Source organism: Burkholderia sp. FERM BP-3421 (assembly GCF_028657905.1).
In the GTDB taxonomy this organism is placed as follows: Bacteria; Pseudomonadota; Gammaproteobacteria; order Burkholderiales; family Burkholderiaceae; genus Burkholderia.
Window position 1 is genome coordinate 212,929 of the sequence record NZ_CP117781.1, and the last position, 20,140, is coordinate 233,068.

At 66.9% G+C, this 20,140-nt stretch carries 17 protein-coding genes and 2 pseudogenes; 5 read left to right on the forward strand and 14 right to left on the reverse strand.

All coding sequences use genetic code 11. The features are described 5' to 3' along the window. Positions 1–2 precede the first annotated feature (2 nt). The 6 genes and pseudogenes from Bsp3421_RS04140 to Bsp3421_RS04165 all read right to left on the reverse strand — a co-directional run bounded on the left by Bsp3421_RS04140 (position 3) and on the right by Bsp3421_RS04165 (position 8,801). Entirely contained in the window at positions 3–914 is a 912-nt protein-coding gene (locus Bsp3421_RS04140) for a hypothetical protein (RefSeq protein WP_273997078.1), read from the reverse strand. Between the two features lie 682 nt (positions 915–1,596). Then, positions 1,597–3,043: pseudogene (locus Bsp3421_RS04145) on the reverse strand (IS1182 family transposase). A 252-nt stretch (positions 3,044–3,295) separates the two neighbouring features. Then, positions 3,296–5,623: a cytochrome P450/oxidoreductase gene (locus Bsp3421_RS04150; protein ID WP_443111465.1), complete on the reverse strand. Its 2,328-nt coding sequence runs from the start codon at positions 5,621–5,623 to the stop codon at positions 3,296–3,298. Between the two features lie 66 nt (positions 5,624–5,689). Further along, a complete protein-coding gene (locus tag Bsp3421_RS04155; RefSeq protein WP_273997080.1) occupies positions 5,690–6,010 on the reverse strand; it encodes an H-NS histone family protein in 321 nt (106 codons plus the stop codon). Between the two features lie 211 nt (positions 6,011–6,221). Next, positions 6,222–7,400 carry a CaiB/BaiF CoA transferase family protein gene (locus Bsp3421_RS04160; protein WP_273997081.1) on the reverse strand — a complete coding sequence of 393 codons (1,179 nt, stop codon included), beginning with the start codon at positions 7,398–7,400 and terminating at the stop codon, positions 6,222–6,224. A 30-nt stretch (positions 7,401–7,430) separates the two neighbouring features. Continuing rightward, positions 7,431–8,801, reverse strand: coding sequence for a 2-hydroxycarboxylate transporter family protein (locus Bsp3421_RS04165; protein ID WP_273997082.1), 1,371 nt, complete (start codon positions 8,799–8,801; stop codon positions 7,431–7,433). A gap of 244 nt (positions 8,802–9,045) precedes the next feature. Here Bsp3421_RS04165 and Bsp3421_RS04170 point away from each other — a divergent pair, with 244 nt between their 5' ends. Further along, positions 9,046–9,981 (forward strand): LysR substrate-binding domain-containing protein, encoded by a 936-nt coding sequence (locus Bsp3421_RS04170; protein ID WP_273997083.1) that lies wholly within the window; start codon positions 9,046–9,048, stop codon positions 9,979–9,981. A gap of 85 nt (positions 9,982–10,066) precedes the next feature. Here Bsp3421_RS04170 and Bsp3421_RS04175 read toward each other — a convergent pair whose 3' ends face one another. After that, positions 10,067–10,213 (reverse strand): hypothetical protein, encoded by a 147-nt coding sequence (locus Bsp3421_RS04175; protein ID WP_273998447.1) that lies wholly within the window; start codon positions 10,211–10,213, stop codon positions 10,067–10,069. Between the two features lie 118 nt (positions 10,214–10,331). Beyond that, on the reverse strand, positions 10,332–10,874 hold the full coding sequence (locus Bsp3421_RS04180; RefSeq protein ID WP_273997084.1) for a hypothetical protein: 543 nt from the start codon (positions 10,872–10,874) through the stop codon (positions 10,332–10,334). Positions 10,875–11,403: 529 nt separating this feature from the next. Here Bsp3421_RS04180 and Bsp3421_RS04185 point away from each other — a divergent pair. After that, positions 11,404–12,790 (forward strand): annotated as a pseudogene (locus tag Bsp3421_RS04185) (nucleobase:cation symporter-2 family protein). A gap of 446 nt (positions 12,791–13,236) precedes the next feature. Here Bsp3421_RS04185 and Bsp3421_RS04190 read toward each other — a convergent pair. From Bsp3421_RS04190 to Bsp3421_RS04200, 3 genes are all read right to left on the reverse strand, one after another. Continuing rightward, complete coding sequence (locus Bsp3421_RS04190) at positions 13,237–13,599, reverse strand: hypothetical protein (RefSeq protein ID WP_273997085.1); 363 nt, start codon at positions 13,597–13,599, stop codon at positions 13,237–13,239. A gap of 118 nt (positions 13,600–13,717) precedes the next feature. Next, complete coding sequence (locus tag Bsp3421_RS04195) at positions 13,718–13,879, reverse strand: DUF1328 family protein (protein WP_273997086.1); 162 nt, start codon at positions 13,877–13,879, stop codon at positions 13,718–13,720. Between the two features lie 30 nt (positions 13,880–13,909). Further along, positions 13,910–14,098, reverse strand: coding sequence for a DUF3008 family protein (locus tag Bsp3421_RS04200; RefSeq protein ID WP_273997087.1), 189 nt, complete (start codon positions 14,096–14,098; stop codon positions 13,910–13,912). A gap of 300 nt (positions 14,099–14,398) precedes the next feature. On the opposite strand from Bsp3421_RS04200, the gene Bsp3421_RS04205 reads away from it, so the two are divergent. Next, the gene (locus Bsp3421_RS04205) at positions 14,399–14,890 is read left to right on the forward strand and encodes a PRC-barrel domain-containing protein (protein ID WP_273997088.1); all 492 of its coding nucleotides are present in this window, start codon (positions 14,399–14,401) and stop codon (positions 14,888–14,890) included. Between the two features lie 261 nt (positions 14,891–15,151). On the opposite strand, the gene Bsp3421_RS04210 is transcribed toward Bsp3421_RS04205, so the two are convergent. Next, complete coding sequence (locus Bsp3421_RS04210; protein WP_273997089.1) at positions 15,152–16,600, reverse strand: RNA polymerase factor sigma-54; 1,449 nt, start codon at positions 16,598–16,600, stop codon at positions 15,152–15,154. Positions 16,601–16,908: 308 nt separating this feature from the next. Between Bsp3421_RS04210 and Bsp3421_RS04215 the strand changes: the two genes are divergently transcribed. Continuing rightward, complete coding sequence (locus tag Bsp3421_RS04215; RefSeq protein ID WP_273997090.1) at positions 16,909–17,670, forward strand: DUF4397 domain-containing protein; 762 nt, start codon at positions 16,909–16,911, stop codon at positions 17,668–17,670. 60 nt (positions 17,671–17,730) lie between these two features. Here the strand turns inward: Bsp3421_RS04215 and Bsp3421_RS04220 are convergent, their stop codons facing one another. Together Bsp3421_RS04220 and Bsp3421_RS04225 are read right to left on the reverse strand one after the other, a co-directional pair. After that, on the reverse strand, positions 17,731–18,288 hold the full coding sequence (locus Bsp3421_RS04220; protein ID WP_273997091.1) for a DUF3005 domain-containing protein: 558 nt from the start codon (positions 18,286–18,288) through the stop codon (positions 17,731–17,733). A gap of 46 nt (positions 18,289–18,334) precedes the next feature. After that, positions 18,335–19,240, reverse strand: a complete 906-nt coding sequence (locus Bsp3421_RS04225) for a MipA/OmpV family protein (protein ID WP_443111466.1) — start codon at positions 19,238–19,240, stop codon at positions 18,335–18,337. Between the two features lie 641 nt (positions 19,241–19,881). Between Bsp3421_RS04225 and Bsp3421_RS04230 the strand changes: the two genes are divergently transcribed. Continuing rightward, entirely contained in the window at positions 19,882–20,112 is a 231-nt protein-coding gene (locus tag Bsp3421_RS04230; protein ID WP_273997092.1) for a hypothetical protein, read from the forward strand. Positions 20,113–20,140: the final 28 nt, after the last annotated feature.

Consider the following 20,140-nt stretch of genomic DNA (forward strand, 5'->3'; position numbering starts at 1 on the left):
GCTTATTGGCACGCGGCTTTAATCGCCGTCAACGTATTTGTCAAATCGTCTCCAGTTTTCCCTGCGAGACTATTGGTTGCTATCACTTGCTGACAAACTGCCAGTTTTGACTTCGCCATAGTGAGATTTGTTTGATCGGTGCTGGCTGTGGCCTTATTTGATGTCGCAGTTCCTATTTGACTAAAAAGATTTCCAATCGCGGAAAAATAGCCTGATATTATATCGGCCGGCAATTGGGTCAGCCCAATCAGTTCACCATCTGTATTTTGATCAATCGAGGTGATTATCCCATCTGTAAGGCCGATGTTGGTTTGGTTGTTTGCAAAGAACGACTTGCTAACCGGATAAAACAGTGTGGGCGACTGATCGGGGGAAAATGCAAGATAGTCACTTTTTGTGTTGCTTTGTGAATCTGTGATTGATATCCGATAAGGAATTAACTGTCGATAGAATATGCCGGTCTGATCGCTGGAATTCTCAGATAGATGTTCGGTGTTGTAAGTTGGGAGCGGCATGCTCGGACTAATCGCGATGGTAAGGTTGCACAAAGGAGGAAGGGCATCATGATTTTCCGGATAAATTGCCAGAGTGTACGTTTGATTTGCCTGGCAGTTATTGGTCTGTTTGGGTACGAGGGCTGCCAATACCCCGCTGAATATACCTGCGTCCGCACCGATATTTTTCGCGATGGTGTTCACGCCGCTAGTCGTTACTGTGTTTGAGGTCTGGAGCAGGCCAGCAGAACTTATACTCAGCGTCACATGATTTGTACCAACCAAACTGCTCTTGTATTTGAGAACGAATCGACGACTGAGATCAGGTTCGGCTTTTGCGGAACTAACCGTTATGGCCTGATTTTTATCTTTGTCCAATGTCACAGTGACGAGTATTGCTTGGCGCGGCATGTAATACATGAGGCCGTCATCCGGATTAGTAGAATCCTGGGGGGGCATACACGCGGGTGGAAATGCCTGTGCAGCCGGATATCAGCAACACGCTAGCCAAAGTGAACAAGGGAGCGAAAATTGGACGATTTCGGAGCTTCATAAGTAACTCCAATGCGAAAAGGACGCATGTAAGTCCACGCACTGCAACAAACGAGTAGCGCTATATGTTGATATCCGATATTAGTAATTCTTTCGGCCTGAGTATCGCGAAGTATAGGAAAAAACGCTGTGCCTTGCCCAATAAAATTTTACTACCTATGTTGGGGGGGGGGGGGGCAACAGACATTACGTGCTCAGAATGACCGGCTAGACTGATCAAGCCTAGATGAAAGGCTGGTGGTTGACAACAATCCTCTCCGTGGGAAGTTCGCAAGATCTCTGCTCTCAGTTAGATCGATCTGAGCGCTGGCGAAACGCGTAGTTGAGAGTTCCTACGAACGCGGGTTACAAGACCGTTTGAATGTCCGCTCCGTGCTTCGTTGAAGGTCCGCTTCGGGTCGAAGCTGTGTGGAAACACGTAACTCAGCGTCGGCGGGAGCAGATCCCGTGCCGCATTTTCGCAGCCTTCAGGTGAACGAGGAGTGTCGCCATAGCTTCAGTGCTGAGTTGCTGTGGTCCCCTCGGCAATGTAAGCGCACCCTGGAGTGCTTCACGCACCCACCAGCCGCATCGCCTTCATGGTTTTCGAGAACCCGAGTATCGCTATGACGCGTTTGAGGTTGTATGCCAGTACATGCAAACTCATTTCGGTGCTCACGTTGGCAAACCGGCGAGTCAGGAAGTGCGTGTAGCCCATCCAGTGTTTGAACGTCCCGAACACATGCTCAACTGTCCGCCTTCGCACCGTCATCGCATTCGGCATTCGGTCCAGTCTTCGCTGCGCAGCTTCCAGCACTGATTCGTGCTCCCAGCGCGTGATCCGCCGGTAATTGCTTGGCGTGCATTGTGGTTTCATGGCGCAGCCGATACAGGCGCTACTCCAGTAACGACGTAGATACATGCCATGTTCGAGGCCAGTAAAGCGATAGATCGCACGTTGCCCGGCCGGGCATAGATATTCGTCATCCCGGGCAATGTAAATAAAGTCGGCCCGATCAAAGCGGCCATCAGCCTTCGCGCTGGATGTCGTAACCTTCGGCAGAATGGCAGGCAATGCCTGCGTCCTCGCAAGCCTTTATCTGTGGGCCACTGTAATACCCGCGATCAGCGATGGCCTTCAATTTGGTTCTACCCATGGCATCACGAGCAGCTTGCGCCATTGGACTTAGCTGCGCGCGGTCACTACCCGCGTTCGTAACTTCATGCGCAACGATTAGATGGTGCTTGGCATCTACGGCGATCTGCACGTTGTAGCCGACCATCCCAGAACCACGGCCACTGGTCGCCATGGAGCGTGCATCAGGATCCGTCAGCGAGATCTGTCCGTCAGGCAGCGTTTTCAACTCCTCTTTGATCTGCTCAAGGTGACGCATTTGCCCCTGCAATTGAGCAATCTTCTCTTTGAGTCGAGTCGTTCTGGCTTCCACCTCGGGCGGCTGCGTTCGATCTGCCGTTTCTAATGCGCTCAGGTAACGATGGATGCTTTCCTCGATCTGCTGCTGCCGCTTATCGATCTTGCCCGTCGTAAAGTTTCGGTCGCGTGTATTGGAGGCCTTGAACTTACTTCCATCGATGGCGACCATGGCCTGGGAGAACAGCTTGAGATCGCGGCACAACACGACAAACCGACTACAGACGTTGCGAATACCTGCGCCGTTGTTGCGTCGAAAGTCAGCTATCGTTTTGAAGTCTGGCACCAGGCGGCCAGTCAGCCACATCAGCTCGATATTGCGCTGACATTCGCGCTCCAGGCGTCGGCTTGATTGAATCCGGTTTAGGTAGCCGTAGATGTATATTTTCAGCAGCACTGCCGGATGGTAGGAGGGGCGGCCTGTCGTCGAAGGCGTAACACTGGTGAAGCCAAGTGTGTGCAGATCAAGCTCTTCGACAAAGGCCTCGACGATCCTGACCGGGTTATCCTCGGCAACGAAATCGTCCAGGCATTCGGGCAATAGCGCTACCTGCTTGCGGTCATCGCCTTCAACGAATCGCTTCATGGGCAGCCCATCCTGAATGCGTTGATTCAGTCTAGACGATCAACGCGTTTTCACACAGCCTCGGTCGATCACCGCCATTGGCGACAAACGGTCGTATTGTCACCTGATCTGACGTCGACTGACCGGTCAGGACTCGACCTATACACGTCATACGTCGTGGGAAATCGACGCGATACCGGGCGGGCGGCTCGCATGACGACGCCGGCTGAGTTCCCACTTTCCACGTCTTGCGTATCCGGCTGCCCGACGCCGTCAAATCTCCAACACAATCCGCCCCCCACCCGCCCGCGAGCAGCAAGCCATCATGCGCGTATTAAGCGCCCGTTCGCCCGCGCTCAACACGCTGTCGCGATGCTCGACCTCGCCCGCCAGCACGCGCACCTCGCACGCACCGCACAAGCCCTCCTCGCAGTCGCTCGGCACGTCGACATTCGCCGCGCGCAGCACCGACAGCAGCGTGCGGTCGGCCGGCACGGTCAGCACCAGCCCCGAGTCCTTCAGTTCGACCTCGAACGCACGATCCGGCCCCCGGCCCGCGCCCGACACAGCCGCCGCAAAGCGTTCGACCCGCAGCGCATCATGCGGCCAGCGCTGCGCACGCTCGGCCAGCGCATCCAGCAGGCGCGCCGGGCCGCATCCATAGACCTGCACGCCCGGCGCGACGTCAAGCGCGGCGGGATCGAGGCGCGTGCCCTCATCCGTGACATGGAGACACAGCCGCGCCCCATGCAGCGCGTGCAGCGCATCGACAAACGCCATCGCCCGCCGACGCCGGCCGCAGTAATGCACGACGTAGTCGAGGCCGCGCGTGCGCGCCTCGTTCGCCAGCGCCATGATCGGCGTGATGCCGATGCCGCCCGCGACGAAGATCACGCGCCCGGCCTCGGGCGCGAGCCCGAAGTGATTGCGCGGCCCGCGCACCCGCACGCGCATGCCCGTACTCAACGCGCGATGCAGCCACGCCGAACCGCCGCGACTGTCGGGCGCGCGCAGCACCGCGATGTCGTAGACCGTGCGCACATCTGGATCCCCGCACAGCGAATACTGTCGCGACAGCCCCGTATCCCCGCAGGCCACGTCGAGATGCGCGCCCGCGCGCCAGGCCGGCAACACCGCGCCGTCGGGCGCGGCCAGCCGCACCCGGACGATATCGTCCGCCTCCGGCGTGATCGACAGCACGGTCAGCCCACGCCCCGCACGGCGCGCATTCGATTCGCCGACCCGAACCACCAGTGTCGAGGCACCCACCGCCGGCCGCGTGCGCTCGGGGTTCTCGGCCGGATCCCACTCGACCCACAGATGCTCAGGCCCACGAAACGAGGTATTCGGCACATAGCTGAATTTCTGCGCGGCCAACCGCAGATGCGGCAGCCGCCGCGTCAGCTCATCGACGAGGATCTGCAACTCCATGCGCGCGAGATGCTTGCCGAGGCACTGGTGCGCGCCATAGCCGAAGGTCAGGTGCTCGGCCGGGTTGTCGCGATGGATGTCGAACAGATCGGGATCGTTGAAATGGCGCGCGTCGTGATTCGCCGACGCCGTGACGATCAGGAGCTTCGCGCCGGCCGGCACCGGCACGCCGCCCACCATCGCGTCGCGCGTGGCGATGCGTCGCCACGCGGCGACCGAGCCGTTGTGCCGCAGGCACTCGTCGACCGCGTTCGGGATCAGCGCCGGATCCGCGCACAGTTCGCGCCACGCGTGCGGATGCCGCAACAGCAGGGTCAGCGCGTTCGCGGCCGCATGCGCGGTCGTCTCGTGCGCGGCGACGATGCCCGCCATCATCATCGAGTGCAGGTACGAATCGGTGATGACGTCCGGATGCGCGCGTTGCAGGCGGATCCCGAGCAGCATCCAGCCCGGCCCCGACGGATCGGCGCGCATCCTGTCGAGCACGCCGCCCGCGTATTGCCAGAACCGCCCGACCGCATGCGCGACCGCCACCTGCTCATCGGGGCGCGGCCGCCCCCAGGTGTTCACCGTATGCGCGATCGAATAGCGGCGCAGCGTGTCCATGTCCTCTTCGGGCACGCCGAGGAAATGCAGCGCGACGGTCAGCGGCACTTCCCACAGCATCTGTTCGACCAGGTCCGCGCGGCCGGCGTCGACGAAGCGATCGACGTAGTCGCGCGCGAGCCGCCGCACCAGCGGCGCATGCCGCTGCACCGCCTCGGGCGTGAACGGTTCGATCAGCAGACGCCGCCGCGCCATGTGCGCGGGCTCGTCCTCGTTGACGAGCGTGCGGTTCATCGCATAGTCGTAGGACGCGAGCACCGCGTTCGCCTCGGGGTCGGTCGGCGTGATCTTCTCGAGCGCGATCGACGGACTGAAGGTCTGGTTGTCGCGGAACACCCCCTTGATGTCCGCGTAGCGCGTCACGACCCAGTAGCCGAGCCGTGGGCTGTAGAACACCGGTTCGCGCTCGCGCGCCCAACGAAGGTAATCGGGAGGATCCTGCTGATAGCCGTCGCCGAACGGATCGAACGCGGCGGCCTGCGCGCTCACGGGGCAAGCGGGGGCGTCGGACGCGGACGCCGGCTGGAACGGACAACGCGCATCGGGAGAAGCGGACATGGCCATCCTCGCAGCCGGGGGCGATCGCGTCACTCTAATACGCGCGCGCCGCGACGTCGATGCCGCGCGCCGTCAATTCGTGGTGCGGATCAGAAACGGCGCGTACTCCTGCCCCGCGATCCAGCGCGGCGGCCGGCCGCGGCCGGACCAGGTCTCGCCCGTGGCGGGATTGCGATACTTCGGCCGGACCCGGCCGACGCGCCGGTCGCGCCCGCCGTCCAGCCGCCGCGCGCCGAAGATGTCGCGCTCGGTCAGCCCGTATTCCTTGATCGTGCGCCGCACGGCGCTCAGCGCCGCCTCGATCTCGCTCTTGCGGGCCGCCTCGACCGCCTGCTCCATCGCCTTCATCTTTTCCTTCAGGCTCTGATACGACTCGTGTTCGACTACGTTCATGACGCTCCCTCACATCCTCGTGTGTTCTTTGTATTGATTCAATGCAGCGCGCCGGACTCGCGCCGGCGCCCTTCCCCTTCCTCCCGCGCAGCGGCGGCGCGCCGCCGGCCGCGAGCGCGTACGCGCCGCGCCGGGCGCCACGCCCGCGCGGCCGACGCGCGCGCCGCGTCGGCGACCGAACAGACAATGCGGCATGCGTTCCTCCCTTCTCTCAGACGGCATCCGTCGCATGCATCGCGTCGATCTGCGCAGACGTGAAGCCGAGTTCGGCCAGGATCGCGTCGGTGTGCTCCCCGAGCGCCGGCACCGCGCGCATCGGCGGCGGCGCGGCGGCGTCCGCGCCGGGCGGCAGCAGCGCGGGCACCGGCCCGCGTTCCGTCTGCACCTCGGTCCAGCGACGCCGCGCGGCGAGCTGCGGATGCGCCCACACGTCGCGCATGTCGTTCAGGCGCGCATTCGCGATGCCCGCCGCGTCGAGCCGCGCGACCAGCCGGTCCGCATCGAGCGCCGCGAACACCGTGGTGATGATCGCGTGTAGTTCGTCCTTCGCGTCGAGCCGGCGCGAATTCGACGCGAAACGCGGATCGTCCGCGAGCGCGGGCCGTTCCAGCACGCGTTCGCAGAACACCTGCCACTCGCGCTCGTTCTGCAGGCCGAGCACCACGGTGTCGCCGCCGCCCGTCGCGAACGGCCCGTAGGGATAGATCGTCGCGTGCGCCGCGCCGGAGCGCAGCGGCGGCGCCTGGCCGTCGATGCTGTAGTAGAGCGGGAAGCCCATCCACTCGACCATGCTCTCCAGCATCGACACGTCGATGCGCCGGCCGCGCCCGGTCTTCTGGCGCTGCAGCAGCGCCGACAGGATGTTGCTGTACGCATACATGCCGGTCGCGATGTCCGCGATCGAGCAGCCCGACTTCGCGGGCGCGTCCGGCGTGCCCGTGATCGACAGCAGGCCGGCCTCGCTCTGGATCAGCAGGTCGTAGGCCTTCTTGTCGCGATACGCGCCGTCCGGCCCGTAGCCCGAGATCCCGCACACGATCAGTCGCGGAAAACGCGCGTTGAGCGTCTCGTAGTCGAGCCCGAGCCGATCCGCCGCGCCGGGCGCGAGATTCTGGATGAACACGTCCGCCTCTTCCAACAGGCGCAGCAGCACCGCGCGCGCGGCCGGCTGCTTCAGGTCGAGCGTGAGGCTTTCCTTCGACCGGTTGGCCCAGACGAAGCTCGACGACAGACCGCCGACGCGTTCGTCGTAGGCGCGCGCGAAATCGCCCACGCGCGGCCGCTCGATCTTGATCACGCGCGCGCCCAGGTCCGCGAGCTGGCGCGTGCAGAACGGCGCGGCGACCGCATGCTCGAGCGCGACGACCGTGATTCCATCCAGCGGGTGCATGCGGGGCTCTCCTCGGTGAATGCGGATGCGTCAGACGATCCGGGCCAGCACGATCAGGCTCAGCGTGATCGTGATCGCGCCGCCGATGCGGGTCGCGATCTGCGCGAATGGCATCAGCCGCATCCGGTTCGCGGCGCTCAGGATCGCGACGTCGCCCGTGCCGCCCATCCCGCTGTGCGTGCCCACCACGATCGCGGTGTCGATCGGATGCATGTTCAAGCGGCGCGCGACCACGAAGCCGACGCTCATCAGCGTGGCGACCGTCGCGACGATCGTGAGGAGCGTCGGCACGGTGCAGGCTTCGACGACCTTCTTCCACGGCGTGATCGCGATGCCGACCGCGAACAGCAGCGGATACGTGACGACCTTCGCGAAGAAATGGTAGAGCGCGCCCGCGCCGCGCTCGATGGCCGGCGGGAACACGGCCCCGAGTTTCGCCGCGACCGCGAGCGACAGCATCGCGACCGGGCCGGGCAGGCCGAACGCGCTCTGCGCGAGCGCGCCGAGAAAGTACAGGCAGACCGCCGCCATCAGCGCGGCGGGCACGTCCATCGGCGCGCTTCGCGCGTCGGGCTCGACCTGCGTGAGCGCATCGAGCCCGTCGCCGCCGGCGCGCATCAGCTGGCCGTTGCCCGTCAGCCCCGGATAGCGCTTGCCGAGCGCGTCGAGGCAGCCCGCGAACATGATCGCGCACAGATTGCCGAGCATCACGGCCGGGAACACCTGCGCGAGCAGCTCGGCGGCCGGCCGGTGCAGCAGCGTGGCATAGCCGAGCGTCAGCGGCACCACGCCCTCGCCGAAGCCGCCCGCCATCACCGGGATCACCACGAAGAACATCGTATGGAACGCCGACATGCCGAGCAGCGTGCCGACCGCGAGCCCCACGCCGAGCGCCGCGACCGACCCCGCCGCGAGCGGCGCGAAGATGCGCAGGAAGCCGCCGATCAGCACCTTGCGGTTCATGCTCAGAATGCTGCCGACGATGATGCAGACGATGAACAGATAGAGGATGTTGCTCGCCTTCCAGAAATCGATGATCGGCTTGACGAAGACGGACGGCAACAGCTGTTCGAACACGAGGTAGGCCGGCAGGAAGGTCGTCAGGATGACCGGCCCGCCGATGCTGCGGAACACCGGAATGCGCTGGCCGATTTCCGCGCAGGTGAAGCCGAACACGCTGAGCGTCGCGATCATCGGCAGCAGCTCGGCCGTGAGCTTGCCCGTGGCCGTCGCCGCCGTGACCGCGGCCAGCAGCACGATGTAGACCGGCAGCGGAATCACGCCGACGCGCCACGCCAGGGCCTGCCGCCAGACGCCGCGCGCCGCGGGCGGCGTGGAATGGGATGGATTGCCGGGATTATCGGCTGTGGACGGCTGCAAATAGGAAGGTCGCGCTCTCATCGCCTCGTTTATCTCTTTTTTTATCGCCGGTATTTTGTGCTTGCATAATAGGCGGGGCCGGTAACCAGCGGAAATACCGTTACCCGATGGGGGGTATACGTTAAGCTAATAACCGCTTTCCGAATCACCGATATTCGGCAATCAATTCTTATATTTGTTCGCCGGTTTGATCTCAATCGAACACGTTTCGTTTTTCCGGTAGCGTATTTCTTACCGGCGCCGCTGCTTGGCTGCACCGCTGCTTATGGAAATCAAACAACTACGCAATTTCGTGGGAATCGTCGACAGCGGCAGCCTCTCGAAGGCGGCGGAGATGCTGCTGGTCGCGCAGCCGTCGCTGAGCGTGCAGCTGCGCGCGCTCGAGGAGGAGCTCGGCGCGCAGCTCCTGCAGCGCAGCTCGCTCGGCGTCGCGCCGACCGAGGCGGGCAAGAACCTGTACCGGCACGCGCGCGGCGTGCTGCGGCAAATCGAGCATCTGCGGCAGGACGTCCGCGAGGGCGGCCACGGCGAATCGGGCACCGTGTCGGTGGGGTTTCCCACCACGATCGCGGCCAGCCTCGGGCTGCCGCTGTTCCAGCGAATCCGCCAGCACTACCCGGGCATCCGCCTGCAGCTGTTCGAAAGCGTGAGCGGTTATATCTCCGAGCTATTGCTCAACGGCCGCCTCGATCTCGCGATCCTGTTCCGCGAGACGGAAAGCACGGGGATGTCGGTGTCGCCGCTGTTCGACGAAGATCTCTACGTGATGGGCGGCAGCCTCGCCCCGACCGAGGGCCGCGATCCCACCTGCACGTTCGCGCAGCTCGCGAACCTGCCGTTCGCCGCGCCGAGCCCGCCGCACGCGCTGCGCCTCTTGATCGAGCGCGCCTTCGCGCAAGCCGATGTCGAGCTGAACATCATCGCGGACATCGATTCATTGCCGACCCTGCTCGATATCGCCTGCTCCGGCGCGGCGCACGCGATCTTCCCGGTGTCGATCCTCGCGTCGCGCGACGCCGCGCGGCGGCCGCCGGTGCGCCGCCTGGTCGAGCCGCAGCTGCGGCGGCCCGTGAGCCTGTGCTGGTCGAACACCGCGCCCGTCAGCGCGGCCGCGATCGCCGTGCGGCGCTGCATCGCCGATCTGGTCCGCGAGCTGCACGTGAACGGACAATGGCAGGGGATCACGCTGCGGCCGGTCTGAATCCAGGCGGCGGCCGCGCCACCAAAGACACGGGGCGGGAACGCGCAGCCGCGCGCCCCGCCCCGTGATGCCGCCCGTTGCCGCGTTACAGCGCGTGCTGGACCGCGTGGGCCGAATCCGAAATATCCTTGCCGACCCCGGCCACCGTATTGCAGCCCGCCAGCGCGAACAACGCGGCCGCCGTCAGCGCGACCGTCACCCAACGCCCCACCATATCCACCTCTTCTTCCACGAGACCATCGACTGAATCACAGGCGTCACGCCTGTCCCTTTCGCTCCGCATCCGGAGCATCTTCCCCGGGCGGCGCGCGGGGCGCCACCCTGTTTTTCCCTGCCGGCGGACCTGCGCGTCAGCGCACCGCCGCCGGCGCGGCCGACCCGCCGCCTTCCCGGCGCGCCAGGAACAGCCTCAGCCGACGCGCATCGTCCGCCTTGTAGAACGCCACGCGACGGCCCGTCAGCACCACGTACGCGCCGACCAGCGTGCGGCCGTTGCGTCCCATGCAGATCAGGAGCGGGCTGTCGGTCGGCAGTTGCGCGCCCGCGATCGACTCGATGTCATGCGTGAGCGTGGCCCGATCATACGGGTAAGTCTCGTCGCCGGGCTGCAGCGATTCCCGCTCGCACCACTGCGAAAAGCGCTGTCCGAGGCGGTCGAGCGTCTGCTGATGTCGGACGGCATCCGCTTCGTCCACCCCGGGCAGCTGAACCACGCGATCCGCGTACAGCGCCCGCGCGGCCCGCCCCGCCGGATCGACGTACCGGACGCGCGGCGCGGGCAGGGTATTCTCGATCGTCCACAGGGAGGCGTTGTTCACGGCGACCGGGTCGGGCCGATTGGTCTGGCAGCCGGCCAGCGCAACGGCGACGGCGAGTGGAGCGACGATTCTCATGGCGGGCGCGACGGCGCGCGGGACGGTGAAAAATGTATCGCCGAGAGGGTACTCGAAGCGACGAGGCATCACAACGGCGTGCGATAACGATCCGCCCCCCTCGCGCAACGGCCCCGGCGGGCGGCCGGGCTTCGGCTCGGCTTCGGTCCTTGCATGGAGAAACCACGACGCGCGCGTCTTTCAATACGGCCCGTCATGCGGATAAACAAGCCATGAACGGAAATGGCATTCGCCCGCGACTCGAATTCGATTGATTTTCCCGTGCATGGAAAATGTCGTACCGGCCTGTAAAGCGCCCATTCCCTTCGTGCAGGGCATTCGATTATCCAAATCGCGTCGTCCTATCCAAATGCACAGACAATCCGGCGATTTTCCCGCGTATTTCCCGCTGCGCGATACGCCTGCGCCGCCCGTGCGCCCGCCCCGCTCGACGCCCCGCGTCGCGCCGCCGCCGGCGCCCGGCGGCCCTCCTGGCCCGCCGCCGCGCCGTTCCCGTAAAATTCCGCTTTTCCACCTGACCGGCCCCGTCATGCAACCCGCTTCCCCGCCAACCCGCCTCTGCCGGCACCGACGACGCCGAACCCGGCCGCGATCTCGTCTATGGCCCCGACGACCGCCCCGCGCCGATGGTCGCCTTCGTCGCCGCCTTGCAGCACCTGCTGGCGATCCTGGTGCCGATCGTCACGCCCGGCCTGCTGATCTGCCAGGCGCTCGGCGTGTCGAGCCGCGACACCACGCTGATCGTGTCGATGTCGCTCGTGATCTCCGGCATCGCCACCTTCCTGCAATGCCGGCGCATCGGGCCGCTCGGCGCCGGCCTGCTGATCGTGCAGGGCACGAGCTTCAATTTCGTCGGCCCGCTGATCGCGGGCGGCAGCGTGATGGTCAAGCAGGGCACGCCGGTCGAGACCGTGATGGCCGCGATCTTCGGCGTCGTGATCGCGGGCTCGTTCGTCGAGATGGCCGTGTCGCGCATCCTGCCGTTCGTCAAGCGCCTGATCACGCCGCTCGTCACCGGCATCGTGGTGCTGCTGATCGGCCTCACCCTGATCAAGGTCGGCCTCGTCAGCATGGGCGGCGGCTACGGCGCGATGGCCAAGGGCACCTTTGCGAGCGTGCAGAACCTCACGCTGTCCGGCCTCGTGCTCGGCTCGATCATCCTGCTCAACCGCGTACCCGTGGTCTGGGTGCGCAGCACCGCGCTCGTGATCGCGCTCGCGATCGGCTATCTCGCCGCCGCCGCGATGGGCCGCCTCGACTTCACCGGCGCGCGCGAAGCAGCGCTGTTCCAGGTGCCGACGCCGCTGCACTTCGGCCTCGGCTTCTCATGGCCGCTGTTCGTGCCGATGCTGATCATCTATCTCGTCACCTCGCTCGAAGCGATCGGCGACGTGACCGCGACCAGCAAGATCTCCCGGCAGCCGGTCGAAGGCCCGCTGTGGATGCAGCGCATCAAGGGCGGCGTGCTCGTCAACGGCGCGAATTCTCTGCTGGCCGGCGTGTTCAATACGTTCCCGAGTTCCGTGTTCGCGCAGAACAACGGCGTGATCCAGCTCACCGGCATCGCGAGCCGTCACGTGGGCATCTGGATCGCCGGCATGCTGGTGGTGCTCGGCCTGTTCCCGACCGTCGCCGGCGTGCTGCAGGCCGTGCCCGAACCCGTGCTGGGCGGCGCAGCGATGGTGATGTTCGGCGCGGTGGCCGCGTCCGGCATCAACATCCTCGCCGGCATCCGGCTCGACCGCCGCGCGCTGCTGATCATCGCCGTGTCGCTCGCGCTCGGCCTCGGCGTGTCGCAAGTGCCGGAGATCCTCACCAGCCTGCCGCACGCGCTCAAGAACGTGCTCGAGTCGGGCGTCGCCACGGGCGGCATCTGCGCGCTCGTGATGAACTGGTTCCTGCCGGAAAAGCATTGATGTGATGTACGGGCGGGGCGACGGCGCGCCGCCCGCCGCGTGATGCGCGGGCCGCCGGGCGTCGGTTCCGCGTGATGGGCGGGCTGCCCTGCCGGGACGCCCGCTTCGCGTGAGCGACCGCGCGCGTGGCCAGCACGTCCAGCGCCTCGCGAGCCGCGCGATAGCGCAGATCCACACCTGTCGGGAAGCGGAGCGTACGCGCTTCGCTTCTGCCTCCACGAGCAGGTTCGTGTAGTCACACGCGAAGGATTGATCGATCAGGGCCCTGAACGCATCGGGGCTTTCCCTGGCGCGGTCGGCCCGGTCGCTCAACGCCCGCGCACTGCGCCCCGCTTCCCTCGCCGCGCCGCATTCACGCGGGCAGGCATCCCCCAGCACCCAGTCCTTGTCGTTCCGCAGATGAGTGCGATCGCTGCCCAGCGCAGCCTCCCCCCTCAACCCCGACATCATTGCAGCCGACACGCCGCGTCGAGCGTCGCCCGCGACAGCTCCACCCGCAACGTCCGCGCCTCGCCATGCGCCGGCAGCGCATCGAGCATCTCCCAGATCGTCGCGCTCAGCATCGCGCGCACGCGTGCGCGCGCGGCGGCGTCGAGGTGGCCGAAGCGCTCGACCGTCCCGCAGTCGACGCTCAGCTCGACCGAATGCCGCGCCGTGTCGCGCACGCCGTCGACCGCAATCGCCCAGGCGATATGAAACGTGATGCGCCGGGATGCTGCGTCGAAATGGATCGTCGTATCGAGCCTGCGCTCGGCGACCTCGTCCTCCCGATCATCGGAGTCGATACCGTAACCAAGATTCGCTTGCATGACACTCTCCTGGATGAAGGACCGGCGCACGCGCGCCGCTCCGGAATCCTCGTCGAGGGACAGGCTGAATGGCGTCGCGCGCCGGCTGAAACCCGGTCGGGCGGAAGGCGGCCCCGCATCATCGGCGCACGGTCCCCAGCACGAGCGTGACGAGGAAAATCACCGCGAAGATATAAAACTGAATCTTCGCGATCTCCGCCGCACCGGCCGCGATCCCGCCGAAGCCGAACAACGCGGCGATGATCGCGATGACGAAAAAGATGACGGCATATCGAGGCATGGGACGCGCCTGTCCAATGCGGTTCGACGCTCACGCGCCGCGGACATGTTTCGGCTTGCCATGCCTCGGCGTCGACGCCATCGTCTCGCGCTCGCGCTCGCTCATCGACGTGTACATCGCCTGCGACGGCGGCTTCAGATCCTTCACCTTGATGCGGCCGCGCTTCGCCGACAGCGCAGCGCCCGCGGCGCGCTGCTGCGCCTGGGATTTTGCAGGCATGCTGGCCCTCCTTTGAATGACATCGCGACGCGCAGCACCGGCGCGGCGCGCTCAGTCATGCGCAAGCGCCATGCCATCCGCCCGGCATGCACGCACGGCGATGCGGCGCAGGCACGTACGGCGCTTTTTACACAGCCTCGTAGGTTTTGCGCAGGCGGCCTCCACCCGACACCCGCCCAGCGCCATCCGCGCGCCGGGTACGCGCCTTGCACGACGAAGGCCGGTGCGCGCGCATGCGCCGCATCGGTTCGATGCCCACCCGCGCGGACGCGACGCGTTCGCCTCTTCAGGAGGACACTCATGCACACCCCCGATCAAGGCCAGGCCCGCATCGTCGGCAAGGGCCGCGCCACCGCGAACGGACCCGGCCCCGACGTGATGGCGGCCAACACCCTGGAAGGCAACAAGGTCTACACGACCGATGGCGACGATGTCGGCAAGATCAAGCACATCATGCTCGACGTCCGCACCGGACGCATCGCGTACGCGGTGCTGTCGAGCGGCGGCCTGCTCGGCATCGGCGACAAGCTGCTCGCGATACCGTGGAGCGCGCTGACGCTCGACACCGACCGCAAGCGCTTCCTGCTGTCGGTTTCCGCCGAACTGATCCGTCACGCCCCCGGCTTCGACAAGGATCACTGGCCCGCGATGGCCGACCCGCAATGGGCGGACACGCTGCACCAGTACTACGGCCGCTCGCCGTACTGGATCGCGGAAGAGGAACTCGACTTCGACGCGCCGCCTCACGAAGCCTCGCCGAACGCGGCCGAACCGCGCGGCGGACGGCATTGAGCGTTGATTCCTGTGGCGACGGCACCCCGCCGCCGCCGCGGGGCATGCGCGGCGACGCGCACGACGGCGCGTTGGTCCGATGCCGCCATGCCATGCCGCGCGCGCTTCATCGAGATCATGAGGATCGGTGCGCGCGCGAAAGCCGGGTGCCGGCTTCTGCAGGAACGACGCGCGTCACTCACGAAACACGCAGCAAGCGCACGACGCGCGGCACACCCGATAACCCCTCGAATCCAGCCGCACCGACAGCCTCCCCCAACATCAATCCGGCATGCGACGACGCAGATCGGCGGCCGGAATCCGCATCGCCTGCCGGTACTTCGTCACGGTGCGGCGCGCCAATACGATGCCGCGCGCCGCGAGCGCCTTCGCCAGCGCCACATCCGACCAAGGCGCACGCGCCGCCTCGTCCGCGATCAGCTCACGGATCAGCGCCTTCGCGGCGGCCGCCGAACCCACGCCCGCCCCCACCGCCTCCAGCTTGCGCGGGAAGAAGTACTTGAATTCGAAAGTGCCGTGCGGCGTCGCCATGTACTTGTTGCCGGTCGCGCGCGATACGGTCGATTCATGCAGGTCGAGCGCCTCGGCGATGTCGCGCAGGATCATCGGCTTGAGCGCGCGCTCGCCATGGCGGAAGAAATCCCGCTGCCGCTCGACGATGCAGGCCCCGACCCGCTGGATCGTATCGAAGCGCTTGCGTGCGTTCCTGAGCAGCCAGTGCGCTTCCTGCAACTGCTGGCCCAGCAGCGAATCGCGTGCGCCGCGCTCGCGCGCGAACAGGGCCGCGTAGCGGCGATGGATGCGCACGCACGGAACCAGATCGGGGTTGACCATCACGATCCAGTCCCCTCGAATCTGCCGCACGATCACGTCGGGCACCACGTATTCGCCGCGCACGCTGCCGTACTGGTTGCCCGGACGCGGATCGAGACGGCGCACGAGCGCACAGGCGGCGTCGAGCGTGCGCGCATCGCAATCGAGCCGGCGGCGCAGGTCGGCCATCTCGCGCCGCGCGAGACATTCGAGATGGTCTTGCACGACTGCCCGCGCGCACGCGAGAGCCGGGGTGTCGGGCGGCAGGTCGTCGAGTTGCAGCAGCAGGCATTCGGCCAGCGAGCGCGCGCCGATCCCCGGCCGTTCGAGCGACTGCACGCGCCGCAGCGCCACCGCGAGATCGCCTTCGTCGAGCCCGAGCCCGGGTTCCACGACGCGCACGAGATCGGCGAGCGACTGCCGCAGATAGCCGTCGTCGTCGAGGGCATCGACGATCATGTGCGCGGCCGCGCGGTCGCGCCCGGACAGCGGTTGCAGACGCAAGGCCTCATGCAGATGCGCGCGCAGCGAGGGCTCGGGGGCGTTCCATTCGCCGGGCTCCAGGCCGACGGCTTCGCCGCCGGACCGCCCGCCGCGCGGCGCGGTATCCGCGTGCCCGGCGTCCGCCGCATCCACGCCGCGCCCGGATTCGACGTGAACCGTTGCCGTGTCCGGCGATTCCGCGCGCGTCGGCGAATCGGGCTCCACGGCCGCGTCGTCGGCCTTCGCCGCCTCGTCGGGCGCGCGGGTGTCTTCGAGGAACGGGTTGTTGTCGAGCGCCTGTTGCCACTCCTGCTGAAACTCCAGCGACGAAAGCTGCAGCAAACGCAGCGACTGTTGCAGCCTGGGGGTGAGCGCAAGATGCTGCCGCATCTGCAGCCCAAGCGATAAGGACATGCGGGACTCCAGTCGGATTGAACGGTAAGAGACTTACCCGCAACCTTCATGCCAATGCGGCCTGGCGGCGGCCCGCCGCGCGCGCCTACGCGCCGCCCTTCCCTTTTTTCAACGCCCACGCAAATTTTCCCGCGCCCCGCGCCGTGCGCCCCGCCCCGGCGGGCTGGGCCGCCGGGTATGCGGCTTGCGCCGGCTGCGGGGTCTGCCGGCCGCGCGTGCGCGACAGGCAGGCATTCCATCACCCCCGGACCACGACGCGGGCAGCGACGAACCCGCGACACGGCCGGTATCCCGCCTGGGAGGATTCTATGAACATTCGCATCGTTGCGGCCGCATGCATCGCCGCCGCCGCCCTGACGGCGTGCGGCGGCGACGGAAACGACGTCGGCACCGAGCTGGGCCTGACCAACCCGCAGGCCCGCTTCATCAACGCCGTACCGTCCGGACCGAATCTCGACTACTACCTGAACGGTTCCGCGAACGCGACCGGTGTCGCGTACAAGGGCGTCACGCGCTATCGCGACGTCGGCTCCGGCACGCAGACCGCAACCTACGATGTGTCCGGCACCACGACCACGATCGCACAGCAGACCTTCAGCGCCGCGAAGGGCCACCACTACACGACGATCGCGCTGCCCAGCACGTCCGCGCCGATCTCGGTGATCGACGACCCCTACGCGAAGGGCCTGCTGTCGAACCAGGCGCGCGTGCGCGGCTTCAATGCCTCGCCGAACGCGCAGAACATCGACATCTACGTCGTGCCGCCCGGCACCGACATCGGCACGCAGAGCCCGACCGTCTCCGGCGCGGCCTACCAGAACGCCTCGCCGGCCTCGGGCCAGGATTCGGTCTACCTGAACGGCGGCACCTATCAGGTGATCGTGACCTCGGCGGGCAGCAAGACGCCGATCCTGACCACGCCGCCGGTCTCGCTGAACAACAACGCGGACTGGCTGCTGCTGACGATCCCGGCGGGCGGCATCGCCGACGTCACGCCGAACGACATCCACGTGCTGGTCGCGCAGGGCAACGACGCGGACACGTCCGCGCAGGAACTCGGCCCGCAGTAAGCAAGACAGGGGATGGCGCGGCCGACGGGCCGCGCCCCAGGAAGGCAGACTCCGCGGCGTCTAGTTCGACCGTTCGAAGCGGAACACCTGCTCGACACGCCGGCCGCCGGGCACCTCGATCGTCACCGCACCCTCATGCCGCACGCGCCAGCCCGCCCGCGCGACGACGCGCGGCAAGGTTCCGCCCGCCCGGCTCTCGAAACCGGCGAGACCCACCTCGGGCGTGTCGACGCGCTCGTCGAGCGAGGCGTTGGAATGGATCACGTTGGCCTGCCACTTCGATGCGCCACGGCGCGCTTCCATGCCCTTGCCGTCGACGTCGACGGTGTTGTCGGTCGCGGCCATGTTCGCGTTGTCGAGCGACACGATCCGGCTGGCCGCGCGGCGCACCGGATCGTCGCCCGCGTCGCGCAGGCGCGCATCGCGGTCGATCGGCGGCAGTCCAGTCGCCGCCTTGGCCGCGATGCGTTCGGGCGACAGCGGCCGCGCGCGGGCGGTCTCGGCGGCCTGGGTCGCCGCATCCGGCATGTCGCGGCCGGCCGCCGGCGTCTTCACGGGGCTGTTCGCGATGACCTCGCGCTGCCGCTCGGCGTGGGTAGGGGTTCCGGTATGGCGCATCTCGTTGACCTCCTTTCCTGAGCGCGCGCCGCGCACGGGCGGCGCGCTAGAACCGGTAGTTGACGGACAGATCGAACACGCCCTGGGTCGGACGCGAGACGACCGGGCTGTGCGCCGCGCTGCCCGTCAATTGCTCGATCGCGCCGTCGACGGTCAGGAACCAGTGCTTGCGGAAGAACCAGACCGCCGTCGTGCCGAACCCGACCGAACGCAGGCCCGCGTGCGACGAATACGGCGCGAGCCCGCTGCGCTGGGCCTGCGCGCCGGAAACGCCGAACCACGTGTCCATGTAGCGCGCGTCGGCGAACGACACGCTCGGCCCCGCGAACCAGAAAAACCGTTCGCTGCTGCCCGGCAGCGGCATGTAGGCCGACAGATCGCCGCGCCAGCCGTTCGAGCCGCCGATGTCGCGCCGCACGTCCGCGCGCAGCACGAGCGGGAACGACTTCGACACCACGTAATCGCCCGACAGCTTGATGACGGCCGCCGCGCCGATGTTGCCGAGCCCGTTCAGGTGATCGAGGTCGTCGGCCGCGCGCCGGCCCATGTCGAAGCCCGCCGACAGCGATACGCGCCCGCGCGGCCCGCTCAGCAGGTTCACGCCGACGCCTTCGCCCGTCGACAGGAAGAACAGGTCGCGATAGCGGATGTCGATGCTCGGCCCGACCCGCGCGCGGTATGCCGATGCGCCCGGATAGGCGGCCTGCAGGTTGGAGGCGATGCCGGCCTGGATCTGCCAGGCGGGCAGCGGCGCGGGTGCGAGCAGGCTGGTCAGCGGCACGCCGGCCGAGTACTGCCATTCCGCGAGCGGCGACGGCGTTTGCGCGCGCACCGCGCCCGCGAACGGCCCGATCGAACCGATCGAGCAGCACGCGGCGAACCACGCCGCGCGGCGTCGGGCGCCGGGCGTGCGCGCCTGGCGGGTGCGGGACAAGCTTGGGGTCGTCATCATGCGGCCTCCGGTCGTGCGCACCGCCAGCGTAGCGGCTCCCCGGCGTTCGCGCCAGCCGGTCATCCCGGACGACCGTCCCGCGCCGCGCGCTCGCCCGTCGGCCGGGCCGGAACGCAAGGCCCTGCGTGGCCGCGCCGCCGTCTCGTCCAGGCCCGGGTGCGCCCGCGCGGCGTCGGGCGCGTCACGGCCCCCCGTGAGCCATGCGGCCACGACCGACCGCCACGCGCGCGCTCCGTCGCGCGCGGCCCGCGGCGGCACGTAGATCGGCGGCTCGGGTTCGGGCGGATCGCCCTGCGGCGCGCGGTGCGGCTCGGGCGGCTCGGGCGGGTCGAGCGGTTTCGAATCGGGTTCCGCGTCGGGTATCGGTGGATCGGGTCGATGCGGCCATGCATCCCATGCGTACTTCATCCAGCCTCCTTGCGTTGGTCACCCGTCCGATGACGCAAGCCGCATGCCATGCCCGCGCATGCCGGCCGCCGGCCGTTCCGACGCCGGGCATTGCAATCGCTGCCGCACGCGCTGCAAAACTTGCACGGCGTCGCGCGGACGCGCGCCGGGCCGACAGGCGCACGCGTCGGCTCGACCGGGCATGCGGGTTGCGTGCAAGGCGGTGCCTGAATCTTGAATCCGGAGGTGACGCCATGAACGATTCGATGCAACCGGCCGGGCCCGGCACGGAACGCGGCCCGCACCCGACGCCGCCGCTGAAGGAACACGACCGGCCCCGCAGACGCAAATCCGAGGAGCACATCGACCGTACGCTCGAAGAAACGTTTCCCGCCAGCGACGCACCGGCGACGGGCGGCGTCACGCGGATCGATCCCAAGCCGGACCCCGCCCCGCGCAAGGACGACGCCGGGCGTACGCCGTGAATGCCGGCGCGCGTGCACGGGGCATCGC

What these genes read in the sequence shown, in the direction of transcription:
- Bsp3421_RS04230 (WP_273997092.1), top strand. Translation starts at nt 19,882, where the DNA reads ATGAACGATTCGATGCAACCGGCCGGGCCCGGCACGGAACGCGGCCCG.
- Bsp3421_RS04170 (WP_273997083.1), top strand. Translation starts at nt 9,046, where the DNA reads ATGGAAATCAAACAACTACGCAATTTCGTGGGAATCGTCGACAGCGGC.
- Bsp3421_RS04210 (WP_273997089.1), bottom strand. Translation starts at nt 16,600, where the DNA reads ATGTCCTTATCGCTTGGGCTGCAGATGCGGCAGCATCTTGCGCTCACC.
- Bsp3421_RS04180 (WP_273997084.1), bottom strand. Translation starts at nt 10,874, where the DNA reads ATGAGAATCGTCGCTCCACTCGCCGTCGCCGTTGCGCTGGCCGGCTGC.
- Bsp3421_RS04220 (WP_273997091.1), bottom strand. Translation starts at nt 18,288, where the DNA reads ATGCGCCATACCGGAACCCCTACCCACGCCGAGCGGCAGCGCGAGGTC.
- Bsp3421_RS04190 (WP_273997085.1), bottom strand. Translation starts at nt 13,599, where the DNA reads ATGCAAGCGAATCTTGGTTACGGTATCGACTCCGATGATCGGGAGGAC.
- Bsp3421_RS04165 (WP_273997082.1), bottom strand. Translation starts at nt 8,801, where the DNA reads ATGAGAGCGCGACCTTCCTATTTGCAGCCGTCCACAGCCGATAATCCC.
- Bsp3421_RS04225 (WP_443111466.1), bottom strand. Translation starts at nt 19,240, where the DNA reads ATGATGACGACCCCAAGCTTGTCCCGCACCCGCCAGGCGCGCACGCCC.
- Bsp3421_RS04160 (WP_273997081.1), bottom strand. Translation starts at nt 7,400, where the DNA reads ATGCACCCGCTGGATGGAATCACGGTCGTCGCGCTCGAGCATGCGGTC.
- Bsp3421_RS04140 (WP_273997078.1), bottom strand. Translation starts at nt 914, where the DNA reads ATGTATTACATGCCGCGCCAAGCAATACTCGTCACTGTGACATTGGAC.
- Bsp3421_RS04205 (WP_273997088.1), top strand. Translation starts at nt 14,399, where the DNA reads ATGCACACCCCCGATCAAGGCCAGGCCCGCATCGTCGGCAAGGGCCGC.
- Bsp3421_RS04215 (WP_273997090.1), top strand. Translation starts at nt 16,909, where the DNA reads ATGAACATTCGCATCGTTGCGGCCGCATGCATCGCCGCCGCCGCCCTG.
- Bsp3421_RS04200 (WP_273997087.1), bottom strand. Translation starts at nt 14,098, where the DNA reads ATGCCTGCAAAATCCCAGGCGCAGCAGCGCGCCGCGGGCGCTGCGCTG.
- Bsp3421_RS04150 (WP_443111465.1), bottom strand. Translation starts at nt 5,623, where the DNA reads ATGGCCATGTCCGCTTCTCCCGATGCGCGTTGTCCGTTCCAGCCGGCG.
- Bsp3421_RS04155 (WP_273997080.1), bottom strand. Translation starts at nt 6,010, where the DNA reads ATGAACGTAGTCGAACACGAGTCGTATCAGAGCCTGAAGGAAAAGATG.
- Bsp3421_RS04195 (WP_273997086.1), bottom strand. Translation starts at nt 13,879, where the DNA reads ATGCCTCGATATGCCGTCATCTTTTTCGTCATCGCGATCATCGCCGCG.